Consider the following 13,215-nt stretch of genomic DNA (forward strand, 5'->3'; position numbering starts at 1 on the left):
CCAACGCGGTGCGCCTGAGACATCGCTTCGCGAACAAGTTCGCTCCTTGGGGCGTTCTGGCCCCCACCACGTGCGTTTTGGCCCTGAACCCCCATGTGGGAGTCGGGCTTGTCCCGCGACCGGCGGGGAACCCGTCGTAAAACCTGCGCATGCGTTGTGACGGGCAAACCGCACACACCGGTTTACTGCAGAACGCAGTTCAATCTGTAGGAGCCAACTTGTTGGCGAAGCGACCAACGCGGTGCGCCTGAGACACCGCTTCGCGAACAAGTTCGCTCCTACAACTCATCAACCGCCACATTGAAGACCTCCGCCAATGGCTCGCCGCGACGGGCACCCACGATCATGAACTGCTGCTTCAAGCCCGCTCACCCTCCTGCAAGTCGCCAGCGGCGCTTACCAATCAGGCCCTACCAAAGAAGTTACGGGCAATTCTGGCCCTTGCTCAATGTGAACGTTGCAGCCCATGACTGACCGCCGATCAACAGCATCACGACATTTTGTCGTTTTAGTATGGATTTAAAGGATTGAGATGTTTACTTAACTCATTGATTTTAAAGTATAAAAATATTGGCATGATTCTCGAATAGTCAGACAAGCGATCAATAACAGCGCATGTTGAAAACAACCATTAGAGAACATCATGGATCACAAATTTACTGCCTTGGCACTGTTTGCCGCCACCAGCACCGGTTCGGTAATGGCGGCCACACAAGAGAACGGTTTTATCGAAGACAGTCACCTGAACATCCTGAACCGGGATTTCTACTTCAGTCAGGACTATCGAAATGGCAGCAGTGCCGTCAATCCGCATACCGGCGACAGTCAGAGTCGCAGGTCCGAATGGGCGCACGCCATCATCGGGCGTTTTGAGTCTGGCTTCACTCAGGGCATCGTCGGGGTCGGGTTCGACGCTTACGGGCAGATAGGTGTGAAACTGGACGGGGGGGATGGCACCGTGGGCAACGGTGTCGGGGGGCCGGGGCTGATCCCACGCAAGGGCGACAACAATGGCGAGCCCAAGGACGAGTGGTCCAAGGCCGGTGGTGCGGTCAAGGTCCGGGCGTTCGACACGGTGATCAAATATGGTGATGTGTCGCCCACAAGCCCAGTGCTGCACGCCGGTGATATTCGTCTGTTGCCGCAAACGTTGCGTGGTGTGACGTTCAATAACACCTCCATCGACGGCCTCAATATCCAGGGTGGCAAGCTCACGGCCTCAAGCGACCGCAGCGGTGTGAACCACGACGGTGATCTGGGGACGGTGTATGGAGGGCGCTTCAAGGATGCCGACTACGTTCAGTATCTGGGGGCCGATTACGTGCTCAACGATAACTGGAGCTTCAAGTTGCACACCAGTCGGTTGGATAACGTCTGGAATCAATCCTTTGCCCGGGTTGATTTCAGGCAGTCGCTCAGCGATCTGGTGGCCTGGGACACAGGGCTGAACTACTACCGGACCCGCGATTCCGGTCGCGCCTTGCTCGGCAACATCGACAACGACTCCTGGAGCACCCACATCGGTCTTGATGTGGGCTTGCACCGCTTTGTCGTAGCTTATGAGCAAGTGCGCGGCAACTCACCGTTCGACTATGTCTGGAACACCTACGACCTGGAGCTGGATAACGCTTCGCAGTGGTCGGACTTTAACAACCCCAACGAACGCTCCTGGAAAGCCAGCTACACCTATGACTTTGCAGGGCTCGGTATTCCCGGCCTGACGGTGACCGGCCGCTACTTGCGTGGCGACAACATCGATGGCAGCAAGGCTGAAGGTGCTTATTCGTACTTCAACGGTGTCAGTGACGGCAAGCATTGGGAGCGCAATTTCTGGGCGACCTACATCGTGCAGGGTGGTCCGGCCAAGGATCTTAAAGTCAATGTGTTACAGGCCACCCACAGGGTCGGCGGTGACTTTGGCAACTACGAATCCAATGTCGATGAGCTGCGGGTCATCGTTGAATACCCGCTGGATTTTCGTATGTTGTGATCCAGTGTTGCTGCGACGACAGTGGATAGACAGGGATGTCGTCGCAGCGACAGGTTTTAGTTCGGTAGGCGGCAATCAATCAATTGATTTATAAGGCATTAATCTTTGGGCATGAACCGTGCTTTGACTACCGCCTGTCGCTTCACTTGGGGAAGGCATCATGAGTCCGGTTCTTGCGGGCATTCCAGTACCACCTGCCTTGCATCTACAGGGTATCTATAAACGCTTCGGTGCTACCCAGGCCCTGGACGGGGTAAACCTGTGGGTCGAGCGCGGCAGCGTTCATGGGCTCGTGGGTGAAAACGGTGCTGGCAAATCGACCTTGATCAAGGTGCTGGCCGGGATTCATCGTGCCGATGCGGGCAGCCTGAGCATTGACGGTCAGCTTTTCGACGCACTTACACCTCGCCAGATCGAGGCTAAAGGGGTGCATTTCATTCATCAGGAGCGTCTGCTACCGGCCAGTTTTACGGTGGGCGAGGCGCTGTTTCTGGGACATGAAATCAAGCGCGGGCTGTTTGTCGACAGGCGTGCTCAGGCGTTTGAGGCCGCGCGCCTGCTGCGTGATTACTTTGACCTGCAATTTCCGGCCAACGCGTTGGTGCGTGACCTGGACAGTGCCCAGAGGCAAGTGTTGCAGATCACGCGCGCACTGATCGCCAAACCAAAGATCCTGGTATTCGATGAGCCGAGTGTGTCGCTGGTCAAGCGCGAGGTGGACCAGTTGCTGGCCATCGTGCGACGTCTACGCGATGAAGGTCTGTCGATCTTGTACATCTCCCATTACTTGCAGGAAATCGAATCGCTCTGCGATCAAGTCACCGTGTTACGCAATGGCCGTGACGTCGCGGTGGTCGATCCTCAGACAACCAGCACTGCGCAGATAGCCCGGCTGATGGTCAATCGCGAAGTCGGTGACATGTACCCCCGAGCACAGACGTCTCCCGCGCAACCGGTGTTGCAGATCAAGGGGTTGGGGGCAGGGCGCAGTTATCACGGTATTGACTTGACGGTGCGGCGTGGGGAAGTGGTCGGTTTGACCGGATTGGTAGGCTCCGGCGCCAAGGACTTGCTCAAGAGTCTGTTCGGACTGCTCAAGCCGGACAGGGGGGAAATGCTCTTGAATGGCGAGCCCTTACACCTGAACTCTCCTCGGGATGCGGTGCGCCTGGGCATTGCTCTGGTTCCTGAAGAGCGGCGCAGTCATGGCGTCGCGCCGGCGCTTTCGGTGCTGGAAAACATCGTCCTGGCCAGCCTTGGCAGGTTCAGCCGCTGGGGATTGCTCAATGCCCAGGCGCAGGCGCAAACGAGTGATCGGTTGATCGGCGAATTGGCCATCAAGACACCTGGCCACGGTGCCGCAGTTCATCAGCTGAGCGGTGGTAACCAGCAAAAGGTCGCCTTGGCCAAATGGCTCAGTCGGCACTCGTCGTTGTACCTGTTGGACGAGCCGAGCGTCGGCATCGACATCGGCGCCAAAGTGGAAATCTACCGGCTGATCGCTCGCCTTGCCGAAGCCGGCGCTGCGGTGTTGGTGCTGTCATCGGACCTGCCGGAGCTGATCGGGATCACCCAGCGTATCGTGGTGTTGCATCGCGGCGGTATTGCTGGCGAGTTCGATTCGCGGTCGGTCGACAGTGATCAGTTGCTGGCGTGTGCCACGGGTGCCAGTGATAGCCGTACAGGCACGGCGCTACAACAAGAGGGGGCTGATCATGTCCAGGTTTGAGGCGCTGGTCATTCCGGCGCCAGAACGGGCTCGCCGCCTGTTGCCCTTGTTGGCAAGGCGCGGATCGTTGTTGGTACTGCTCGCCATCTTGCTGGTGTTTGCATTGAGTGCGCCAAACTTTCTCAGCGCTGGCAACATCGCCAACGTTTTTGCGCAGTCGGCAATTCTCGGCATCCTGGCCCTGGGTTTGACGTGTGTTGTCATCGGTGGCGGTTCCAACGTCGTATCCGGTGGACTGGATCTATCGCTGGCGGCCAACCTTGGTTTATGTGCGGCGGTCTATAGCAGTCTCAATAACGCCGGCTTCGAGGCCTGGCAGGCGATTTCCCTGACCTTGGGATGCGGCCTGTTGGTCGGTGTTTTCAATGGTTTGGCGGTGATCTTCCTGCGTCTGCCGCCATTGCTTGCCACCCTGGCGAGCATGAACCTGATCGCGGGCCTGGAGCTGGTGCTGACCGAAAATACCGTGCTGCCGACCGATTCGAGCTTGCTCGATGTGCTGGCAGACGGGGTTTGGCTGGGGGTGCCAGCTTTGGCGTGGGTGTTGCTCAGTGTGGCCGCCGTGCTGATTGTGCTGATCCAGTACAGCGCCTATGGCCTGCGCTTGTACGCCGTGGGTGAGTATCCCGACGCGGCAAGAGCCGCTGGGTTGGGTCTCAAACGCTATGTGTTTTCCAGCTACCTGATTGCGGGTGGCTGCGCCGCTATTGCAGCGTTTTGTTCAGCGGCGTTTTTCAGTGGTAGCACCACCGGCTCAGGCGACATGCTGTTGTCTGTGGTGGCCATCGCTTTTCTCGGTGTGGTGTTTTCGCGGCGCTTGACGGCCAACATTCCGGGCACCTTGTTGGCGACCCTGCTACTAGGCTTTTTGATCAATGGCTTTCAGCTGCTCAACATTTCCAGTTTCTGGGTCAACGGCGTGCAGGGCGCCTTGATCCTGTTAGTGGTGGCTTTTTCCGGTGCCCAAGACCAGCAGGAGGGCGGCCAATGAGCGCGCTGACAATAAGTACCTCACGCCCTACAAGGCTCTTGCCACGTTTGCTGCCGGCAGTCCTGCCGTTGCTGGTGTCGGTCATTCTGGTGTTTTTTGCCTTGAATGCACCGGGCTTTCTCAGTTTCGGCAATCTGTCGAGCTTGGTGCTGAATAATTTTGTGCTGCTGGCCATCGTGGCGATTGGCATGACCTGGGCGGTCGCGGCTGGCGGCATCGACTTGTCGGTGGGCACGGCGCTGGATTTCGCCAGCCTGGGTTTTGTGACCATGCTCAACGGCGGTCATGGTCTGGGCGTGGCGGTCGCTGTCGCGCTGCTGGCCGGCTGCACAGCAGGAGCTTTCAACGCGGTGTTGATTGCCGGGCTGCGTATTGCGCCATTCCTGGCGACGTTGGGTACGTTGTTCATCGGCACCAGCGTCCAGCAATTGCTTTCCGACGGCGGTCAACCGATTTACATCGCTCAGGATTCATTGCCCGGTATCAGCGGTTTACTGATTGCGGGTGTGCCGTTGCCGATTTATCTGGTGGCATTGCTGGCTGGTTTTTATGGGCTGGTCCTGGCGCGCGGTCGTCTGGGGCGAGAGATCCTTGCTACGGGCACCCAGCCGCAGTTGGCGTATTACTCCGGCCTGTCGACCCGGCGCATTGCCGTCCAGGTCTTTATCGGCAGTGCATTGGCTTGCGCGGTGGCGGGCATCTTGCTCAGCGCCACCGTTAACGCCTATGTGCCGATGTCGGGCAATGCGTACCTGATCAGTGCCATCGGCGCCGTTTTCATGGGGACTACCCTGAGTCGCCGGGGTCGCCCCAATGTGCTTGGGACGCTGTTCGGCGTGCTGTTTATCAATGTCGTTGCCAACGGTCTGCTGTTGATTGGCTGGAACTTCTATTGGCAGCAGGTTGCGACCGGCACCCTGATCTTCCTGGTATTGGCATTGAGCTTTGCCAGCCGCCGTTTTCTTCAACACTCCATGTGATCCACAACGATAGCCGCCGAGCGGCCCTTTCCTGTTGCGCCACGATGCGCATCCTCATGACTCGCTTTTGAAAGGTCCTTGCGAATGCTTAACCTGAAACGCCGTTTTTCTCTACCGCTGCTGGCTGCGGTCGCCCTGGGCTCATGCCTGAGCCTGCCTGCGGTCGCAGCGCCTGCCGCTACCACCCAGTACATCCCTTTGCCCAGTTATCGGGTTGGGCCGTATGCCTCCAGTGGCGTGCCACTGTTTGGCGGGATCATCGACTACCTCACCTATATCAACGAAGCCCAGGGTGGCATCAACGGCGTCAAGTTGAGTTGGTCGGAATGCGAAACCGGCTGGACGGCCGACAAGGGTGTGGAATGTTATGAGCAGATGAAGGATGGGCGTGATGGTTCGCCGACGCCGTTCTTCTTCCCGCTTTCCGGGCCGATTGCGGCTGCCGTCAACGAACGCTCAGCCCAGGACAAAATCCCGCTGGTCACCATCGGTTATGGCATCACTGACGCCACTGACGGTTCGGTCTATCCGTGGAACTTCCCGATCATGACCACCTTTTACAGCCAGTCCTCATCGGTGGTGAACTACATCGCCCAACAAGAGGGGGGGCTGGACAAGCTCAAGGGCAAGAAAATCGTCACCGCCTACAACGACTCGCCACCGGGTCGCGAAACCATCAAGTCGATGGAGTTACTGGCCAAGCAATATGGCTTCATCAACATTCAGGTGCCGATTGCCCTGCCCGGTAGCGAGCAGACTGGCGTGTGGCGCCAGATTCGCCAGGAAAAAGCCGATTGGGTATTCCTGCGCGGCTGGGGCGTCCTGACCCCTGTAGCGATCAAGACCGCTGTGCGTTTCGGCTTTCCGGCAGACCATCTGATCGGTGATATCTGGTCGGCGTCTGAAGAGGACGTGATCCCCGCTGGGGTTGCCGCCAAAGGCTATCGGGCGATCACCCCCAACCCGAGTGGTACTGATTTTGCGGTACTGCAGCAGATCAAAAAATATGTCGTCGATACGGGCAAAAGCAACCTCAAGGACCCGAAAAGCTTTGGCAGTGTGTTCTATAACTCCGGCGTGACCCAGGGCATTCTGATGGTCGAAGCCCTGCGCAAGACCCAGGAGAAATATGGGCACAAAGTGGTCAACGGAGAAGAAACCCGTTGGGGGCTCGAAAATCTGAACATTGATGCTGAACGGATCAAGGCGTTAGGCGCCGAGGGCCTGTTGCAACAGATTCATATCACCTGCGCCGACCATGAAGGTGGTGGTTCGGTGCGTGTCCAGCAGTGGGATGGGGAGAAGTGGTCAGTGGTCAGTGACTGGGTCAATGCCGACCGACCTTTGTTGCGGCCGTTGATCGAGGCGGGTGCCGCCAGTTATGCAAAAGAGAAGGGGATTACCCCAAGAGATTGCAGCAAGCCGTTCTGACAATCCGGGTGAAGCGCTGCAACCCTTGCCGCGCTTCACCTCTCATCAAACACACTGTAACTCTCTGAATAAAATTGGTGATTAAGGGGACTGATTTATTTACATCGCTTCACCGTAAATTAATCTGTCCCCGGGCGAGCATATGAGTTCGGCGGGGACAGATTGATTTATCAAACAGCACGCTAAATAAATCAGTCCCTGGCGAAGAGCCGCTAGCCTTTGCCCTTCAATGCCGCCAGTTTCTGCGCAACCCCAGCCGCCGTCTGCTCGCCCATCAATTGTTCTCGCACCTTGCCCTTGTCATCAATGATGTAGGTCACCGGCAGCGCCTCGCTTTTGGGCAGGTCGTATTGATCGGCCGGGTCCTGCGCCAGCACCGTGAACTGAATCCCCAGCGTTTTGGTTGCCGTTTTCAGATCTTCACCCTGCAAGCCGTCAAAATTGACCCCAAACACGCTGACCTTCTGATCCTTCATCTGCTCTGACAGTTTGTTCAATTCCGGTATCTCGGTACGGCACGGGCCGCACCATTCTGCCCAGTAATTGACCACCAACCAGTGATTGTCGACACGCTCGCTGGCGACCTTTTTGCCATTCTGATCGGTGCCCAGATCCACCCCACAACCGCTAAGCAACACACTGCCGATAAGCGCTACCGCTGCTGCCAACCGCCTTGCCATGATCCGCCTTCCTTCTATATAGATGTCGCCGATACTGCGACCAATCAACGCCACTGGTTGGTCTTTCTCGTCACGAATGTAGAATAGCCGCCACCTCATGCAAGATGCGACCTGCAAATGACCGATCTGACGCTTTATCACAACCCGCGTTGCTCTAAATCCCGTGGCGCGCTGGAACTGCTTGAAGCCCGCGGCCTGGCCCCGACCATCGTCCGCTATCTCGAAACCCCGCCTGACGCCGCACAATTGCGCGATCTGCTGAGCAAGCTCGGCATCGGCGCGCGGCAACTGTTGCGCACGGGCGAAGACGAATACAAAACGCTGAACCTCGCCGACACGAGCCTGAGCGACGAGCAACTGATCGCCGCCATGGCCGCCCATCCGAAACTGATCGAGCGCCCGATCCTGATCGTTGGTGACAAAGCAGTGATGGGTCGTCCACCGGAAAAAATTCTGGAGATCCTGCCGTGAGTGCGCCGTACATCCTGGTGTTGTTCTACAGCCGCAACGGCTCCACCAGCGAAATGGCCCGGCAGATCGCACGCGGTATCGAGATGGGCGGCATGGAAGCGCGCTTGCGCACCGTGCCCGCCGTGTCCGCCGAGTGCGAAGCCGTGGCGCCGAGCATTCCTGAAAGCGGTTCGCTGTATGCCAGCCTCGATGATTTGAAAAATTGTTCGGGCCTGGCGCTCGGCAGCCCGACGCGTTTCGGCAATATGGCAGCGCCGCTCAAGTATTTCCTCGACGGCACCAGTAACCTGTGGCTGACCGGCGCGCTGGTCGGCAAACCGGCCAGTGTATTCACCTCCACCGCCAGCCTGCATGGCGGCCAGGAAACCACGCTGATGTCGATGCTGCTGCCGTTGTTACACCACGGCATGCTGATCGCGGGCCTGCCCTACAGCGAAGCAGCGCTGATCGAAACCCACGGCGGCGGCACGCCGTATGGCGCCAGTCACCACGCCGGTGCCGACGGCAAACGACCGCTGGATCAGCACGAAACCACACTGTGTCGCGCATTGGGTCAACGCCTGGCGAAAACTGCGCTGCTGCTGGAACCCTCGCGTGGCTAAGAAGCCCAAGGTGCTGCCAGCGCTGGAATGGCTCGAACCCCGCGTTCGCTGGAGCCGAGTCGCCGCGCTACTGTGCTTTTTTGGACTGATTACGCTGCTGACCCTTTACTACCTGATCTTCGCCGACCTGCATGGCGCTCGTCCGTGGGTGATTCTTTCGATTGAACTGGTGCCGTTGCTGCTACTCACACCCGGCATGCTGATCGGCAGCGCGCGCGGTCATTCGTGGACCTGCTTTGTGGTGAATCTGTATTTCATCAAGGGCGCGCTGGCAGCCTACGACCCCAACCGTGCGCTGTTCGGCATGCTGGAAATGCTCGCCAGCCTGGCAGTTTTTACCAGCGCGCTGCTGTATGTGCGCTGGCGGTTTCAGTACAACCGCAGGCTGACCGAGACACATCCCTTGTAGGAGCGAATTTATTAGCGAAGGTCCGGGACAGGCGACACACCCATTAAATTTATTAGCGCATCGCGAACGAATTCGCTACAGGAGTGCGGTGCGCCAACAACCTGAATGGAGAGGGCATGCAAGACTACAAATGGCTCAATGAATACTGCCTTAACCGCTTTGGTTCCGCCGCCGCCCTTGAAGCGCACCTGCCAACGCCCGCCACGTCCAAAAAGCTCAAAGCCATCAGTGCCGACCGCTACCTGTCGACCATGGCGCTGCGGGTATTTCGGGCGGGCTTGAAGCACAGCCTGGTCGACGCCAAATGGCCTGCCTTCGAAGAAGTGTTCTTTCACTTCGACCCAGAAAAAGTCGTGCTGATGGGCGCCGACCATCTTGAGCGCCTGATGCAGGACACACGCATCATTCGTCACTTGGGCAAGCTCAAAAGCGTGCCGCGCAACGCCCAGATGATCCTCGACATCGAGCAGACACACGGCAGTTTCGGCAACTTCATTGCTGACTGGCCGGTGAATGACATCGTCGGTCTGTGGCGTTACCTGGCCAAGCACGGCAACCAGATGGGCGGGCTCTCTGCGCCACGTTTCCTACGAATGGTCGGCAAAGATACGTTTATCCCCACCTGGGATGTGGTCGCCGCGCTCAACGCGCAAAACATCGTCGACAAAGTGCCCACCAGCCAGCGCGATCAGGCCATCGTGCAGGACGCGTTCAATCAGTGGCACGAACAAAGTGGCCGCCCGCTGTGTCAGTTGTCGACCATGCTCGCGTACACCGTGAACCATTGATCTTTTTTTTGCTGCACAGCGCAAGGCGCCGGTATAACAAATCGGAGGTCGTATACAATATTCGCCATTCCGCCCATTGCCCGAGTCGACCGCGTGCCCTTTCATTTCACTGACGCTCCAAACCTAGGTGTGGTCCCCTCGGCATCCGAGGTGATCGCCAAGCACCTGCGCGAGGCGATCATCTCTGGCCAATTCGCCGAAGACGAACCGATCCGTCAGGACGATATCGCCCGCGTGTTCAACGTCAGCAAGATCCCGGTCCGCGAAGCCCTCAAGCGCCTCGAAGCCGAAGGCTTGGTGCAGTTCCAGCGCAATAAAGGCGCAATGGTCACGCGGATCTCCGAGCCCGAACTGGCACAGATTTTCGAAGTTCGTGTGCTGCTGGAGTGCCAGGCCATCCGCCTGGCGGTACCGAAAATGACCCCCGCGCACATCGCCCGCGCCAATGCTATCTGTGACGAATTCATCGGTGACGACAACATTGGCCGCTGGGCCGAGCTGAATTGGGCCTTCCACACCTGTTTGTACGAAGCGGCGCAACGACCGTTTCTGCTGAACATGATTCGCTCGACCCACGACAAGGTCGAACGTTACCTGCGGGTGCAAATGAGCTTTGACGAAGGCAAGGAGCGCGCTGATCGGGAGCACCGCGAGATCCTCCGTGCCTGTGCCGAACGGGATGTCGAAAAAGCCGCCGAACTTATCGAGCAGCACATCATCGGCGTCTGCCGCACGCTCTACGCTCACCTGCCCAACGCGACCATCAGCGAAGTCTAAACCCGCACAGACTGTGCCGATTTCGTCATCGGCCAGCGTGAAACAGGTCAAGACCTCGCATGGCGTGAGCGGCCAATCTGTCGAGGTTCTCTACAGCACGAGTGACCTCATGAAACGCATCAGCATTCTCGATTCCCACACCGGCGGCGAGCCCACACGACTGGTGCTCGACGGGTTCCCTGACCTGGGCACCGGCAGCATGGCCGAACGCCGACAATTACTGGCAGATGAATTCGATGACTGGCGTGCTGCAACCGTGCTGGAGCCACGCGGCAGCGACGTACTGGTCGGCGCCCTGCTGTGCGAACCGATGGACCCAACAGCCACCGCCGGGGTGATCTTTTTCAACAACAGCGGCTATCTCGGCATGTGCGGTCACGGGACCATCGGCCTGGTGGTGTCACTGGCGTATCTGGGCAAGATTGGCCCTGGCGTGCATCGCATCGAAACCCCTGTCGGCACCGTTGAAGCCCTGCTTCACGAGGACCATTCGGTTAGCGTGCAGAACGTACCCTCTTATCGTTATCGCAAAGCCTTCGCGGTCGAGGTGCCGGGGATCGGCATCGTCAGTGGCGACATTGCCTGGGGCGGCAACTGGTTTTTCCTGATCGCCGAGCACGGTTTGCGTGTCAGCAACGACAACCTCGACGCCCTCACCGATTACACCTGGGCAGTGCGGCAGGCGTTGGAGAGCCAAGGCATTCGTGGCGAAGACGGCGGCGTCATCGATCACATCGAACTGTTCGCCGACGACGATCAGGCCGACAGCCGCAACTTCGTGCTGTGCCCCGGCAAAGCGTATGACCGCTCGCCCTGTGGCACCGGCACCAGCGCCAAACTGGCCTGTCTGGCGGCGGACGGCAAACTGCAACCTGGAGAGATCTGGGACCAGGCCAGCGTGATTGGCAGTCGCTTCGACGGCAGTTTTCAATGGCAGGACGGCGAACGCACGATTGGCGACCGCATCGTCCCGACCATTCGCGGGCGTGCCTTCATCAGCGCCGAGGCCACGCTATTGCTCGATACCGACGATCCCTTCGCCTGGGGCATTCGCCCGTGATCAAAAACCAAACCGCCGACGTGATCATCATCGGTGGCGGGATCGTCGGTGCAGCCTGTGCAGACGAACTGGCAAGTCGAGGGATGGACGTGTTGGTGCTCGATTGTCAGCGCCCCGCTGCCACTGCCGCTGGCATGGGGCATTTGGTGGTGCTGGACGACAACCCCGCCGAGTTGGCGCTGGGTGAATACTCGGTGCGCCTCTGGCGCGAGCTGGCACACCAGATGCCGCACGACTGCGCCATGCGCAATAACGGCACGCTGTGGCTGGCCTGCAACGAAGCGGAACTGGCCGAAGCTGAACGCAAGCGCACGGTCCTGCAAAATTACGGCGTGGCCTGCCAATTGTTAAGTGCCCAGGCACTGGCCACCGCCGAGCCGTCGTTACGACCGGGGCTTCATGGCGGGCTGAAAGTCAGCGGCGATTGCATTCTTTATGCGCCCAACGCCGCACGCTGGTTGTTACAACGCCAACCAAACCGCGTCACGCAGCGCAGGGCCGAAGTCGTTGAAGTGCGTGGCAACTGCGTGCGACTGGCCGATGGCGAACAGCTCAAGGCCACGGCGGTGGTGCTTGCCAACGGTATCTATGCGCGTGAGCTGTGCCCCGATCTGCCGTTGCAAGCGAAAAAAGGTCATTTGTTGATCACCGACCGTTATCCGACCCAGATCAGCCACACGCTGGTTGAACTGGGCTACGTCACCAGCGCCCACAACAGCGCTGGCCCATCGGTGGCGTTCAACGTTCAACAGCGCCCCACCGGGCAACTGTTCATCGGCTCGTCGCGGCAATTCGATAATCACGACCCGGCCATCGATGCCGCGATGCTCGGTCGCATGCTGCGCCGGGCTATGGAGTTTCTGCCCGATCTGGGCCAAATCAACGGCATTCGCAGTTGGACCGGATTTCGCTCCGCCAGCCCCGACGGCCAGCCACTGATTGGCGAGCATCCGCTGCAACCGGGATTGTGGCTGGCGGTCGGTCATGAGGGCCTGGGGGTGACTACTGCCATCGGTACGGCGCACCTACTGGCCGCGCAATTATTAAACACTCAGCCGCCGCTGGACCTCGCAGCTTTTGCGCCAAAACGTTTTATCGGAGTTCACGCCCATGCCTGAATTGAGCATTGACGGCCAGACAGTACGCGTCGCAAGCGGCACCACGGTGGCAGCCGCGTTGATGTCCGTGGGCGATCATTGCAGTCGCACCTCGATCAGCGGCCAGCGTCGGGCGCCATTGTGTGGCATGGGCATTTGCCAGGAGTGTCGGGTCAACATTGACGGCTTGCGCCGCCTCGCCTGTCAGAC

General features: G+C 58.8%; 14 protein-coding genes. 13 read left to right on the top strand and 1 reads right to left on the bottom strand.

Annotation, left to right across the window (positions count from 1 at the left end):
* Positions 1 to 643 precede the first annotated feature (643 nt).
* The 5 genes from VGC62_RS02460 (at position 644) to VGC62_RS02480 (ending at position 7,121) form a co-directional block, all read left to right on the top strand.
* The gene (locus tag VGC62_RS02460; protein ID WP_331185493.1) at positions 644 to 1,990 is read left to right on the top strand and encodes an OprD family porin; all 1,347 of its coding nucleotides are present in this window, start codon (positions 644 to 646) and stop codon (positions 1,988 to 1,990) included.
* Positions 1,991 to 2,150: 160 nt separating this feature from the next.
* Positions 2,151 to 3,719, top strand: coding sequence for a sugar ABC transporter ATP-binding protein (locus VGC62_RS02465; RefSeq protein WP_331185494.1), 1,569 nt, complete (start codon positions 2,151 to 2,153; stop codon positions 3,717 to 3,719).
* Complete coding sequence (locus tag VGC62_RS02470; protein WP_331185495.1) at positions 3,706 to 4,710, top strand: ABC transporter permease; 1,005 nt, start codon at positions 3,706 to 3,708, stop codon at positions 4,708 to 4,710. Before VGC62_RS02465 ends, VGC62_RS02470 begins: the two co-directional genes overlap by 14 nt.
* Entirely contained in the window at positions 4,707 to 5,690 is a 984-nt protein-coding gene (locus tag VGC62_RS02475) for an ABC transporter permease (RefSeq protein ID WP_331185496.1), read from the top strand. The genes VGC62_RS02470 and VGC62_RS02475 overlap by 4 nt, the downstream gene beginning before the upstream one ends.
* A gap of 84 nt (positions 5,691 to 5,774) precedes the next feature.
* Positions 5,775 to 7,121, top strand: coding sequence for an ABC transporter substrate-binding protein (locus tag VGC62_RS02480; RefSeq protein WP_331185497.1), 1,347 nt, complete (start codon positions 5,775 to 5,777; stop codon positions 7,119 to 7,121).
* A 212-nt stretch (positions 7,122 to 7,333) separates the two neighbouring features.
* On the opposite strand, the gene VGC62_RS02485 is transcribed toward VGC62_RS02480, so the two are convergent.
* Complete coding sequence (locus VGC62_RS02485; protein WP_331185506.1) at positions 7,334 to 7,801, bottom strand: TlpA disulfide reductase family protein; 468 nt, start codon at positions 7,799 to 7,801, stop codon at positions 7,334 to 7,336.
* A 117-nt stretch (positions 7,802 to 7,918) separates the two neighbouring features.
* Here VGC62_RS02485 and arsC point away from each other — a divergent pair, with 117 nt between their 5' ends.
* The 8 genes from arsC to VGC62_RS02525 form a co-directional block, all read left to right on the top strand.
* Positions 7,919 to 8,272: an arsenate reductase (glutaredoxin) gene (gene arsC, locus VGC62_RS02490; RefSeq protein WP_331185498.1), complete on the top strand. Its 354-nt coding sequence runs from the start codon at positions 7,919 to 7,921 to the stop codon at positions 8,270 to 8,272.
* A complete protein-coding gene (wrbA, locus tag VGC62_RS02495; RefSeq protein ID WP_331185499.1) occupies positions 8,269 to 8,874 on the top strand; it encodes an NAD(P)H:quinone oxidoreductase in 606 nt (201 codons plus the stop codon). Before arsC ends, wrbA begins: the two co-directional genes overlap by 4 nt.
* Positions 8,867 to 9,283 (top strand): DUF2069 domain-containing protein, encoded by a 417-nt coding sequence (locus VGC62_RS02500; protein WP_331185500.1) that lies wholly within the window; start codon positions 8,867 to 8,869, stop codon positions 9,281 to 9,283. The genes wrbA and VGC62_RS02500 overlap by 8 nt, the downstream gene beginning before the upstream one ends.
* Positions 9,284 to 9,399: 116 nt before the next feature.
* Positions 9,400 to 10,071, top strand: coding sequence for a DNA-3-methyladenine glycosylase I (locus tag VGC62_RS02505; protein WP_331185501.1), 672 nt, complete (start codon positions 9,400 to 9,402; stop codon positions 10,069 to 10,071).
* A gap of 93 nt (positions 10,072 to 10,164) precedes the next feature.
* The gene (locus VGC62_RS02510; protein ID WP_331185502.1) at positions 10,165 to 10,848 is read left to right on the top strand and encodes a GntR family transcriptional regulator; all 684 of its coding nucleotides are present in this window, start codon (positions 10,165 to 10,167) and stop codon (positions 10,846 to 10,848) included.
* A 109-nt stretch (positions 10,849 to 10,957) separates the two neighbouring features.
* Complete coding sequence (locus tag VGC62_RS02515) at positions 10,958 to 11,908, top strand: 4-hydroxyproline epimerase (protein ID WP_331185503.1); 951 nt, start codon at positions 10,958 to 10,960, stop codon at positions 11,906 to 11,908.
* Positions 11,905 to 13,026, top strand: coding sequence for an FAD-binding oxidoreductase (locus VGC62_RS02520; protein WP_331185504.1), 1,122 nt, complete (start codon positions 11,905 to 11,907; stop codon positions 13,024 to 13,026). Before VGC62_RS02515 ends, VGC62_RS02520 begins: the two co-directional genes overlap by 4 nt.
* The coding region (locus VGC62_RS02525) for a 2Fe-2S iron-sulfur cluster-binding protein (protein WP_331185505.1) at positions 13,019 to 13,215 on the top strand (197 nt) is incomplete at its 3' end. The genes VGC62_RS02520 and VGC62_RS02525, both read left to right, overlap by 8 nt.

This window comes from Pseudomonas sp., assembly GCF_036404235.1.
Taxonomy (GTDB): Bacteria; Pseudomonadota; Gammaproteobacteria; order Pseudomonadales; family Pseudomonadaceae; genus Aquipseudomonas.

Bases quoted from the DNA above. Each gene is read 5' to 3' on its own strand.
- VGC62_RS02460 (WP_331185493.1), top strand. From the start codon at position 644: ATGGATCACAAATTTACTGCCTTGGCACTGTTTGCCGCCACCAGCACC.
- VGC62_RS02465 (WP_331185494.1), top strand. From the start codon at position 2,151: ATGAGTCCGGTTCTTGCGGGCATTCCAGTACCACCTGCCTTGCATCTA.
- VGC62_RS02470 (WP_331185495.1), top strand. From the start codon at position 3,706: ATGTCCAGGTTTGAGGCGCTGGTCATTCCGGCGCCAGAACGGGCTCGC.
- VGC62_RS02475 (WP_331185496.1), top strand. From the start codon at position 4,707: ATGAGCGCGCTGACAATAAGTACCTCACGCCCTACAAGGCTCTTGCCA.
- VGC62_RS02480 (WP_331185497.1), top strand. From the start codon at position 5,775: ATGCTTAACCTGAAACGCCGTTTTTCTCTACCGCTGCTGGCTGCGGTC.
- VGC62_RS02485 (WP_331185506.1), bottom strand. From the start codon at position 7,801: ATGGCAAGGCGGTTGGCAGCAGCGGTAGCGCTTATCGGCAGTGTGTTG.
- arsC (WP_331185498.1), top strand. From the start codon at position 7,919: ATGACCGATCTGACGCTTTATCACAACCCGCGTTGCTCTAAATCCCGT.
- VGC62_RS02505 (WP_331185501.1), top strand. From the start codon at position 9,400: ATGCAAGACTACAAATGGCTCAATGAATACTGCCTTAACCGCTTTGGT.
- VGC62_RS02515 (WP_331185503.1), top strand. From the start codon at position 10,958: ATGAAACGCATCAGCATTCTCGATTCCCACACCGGCGGCGAGCCCACA.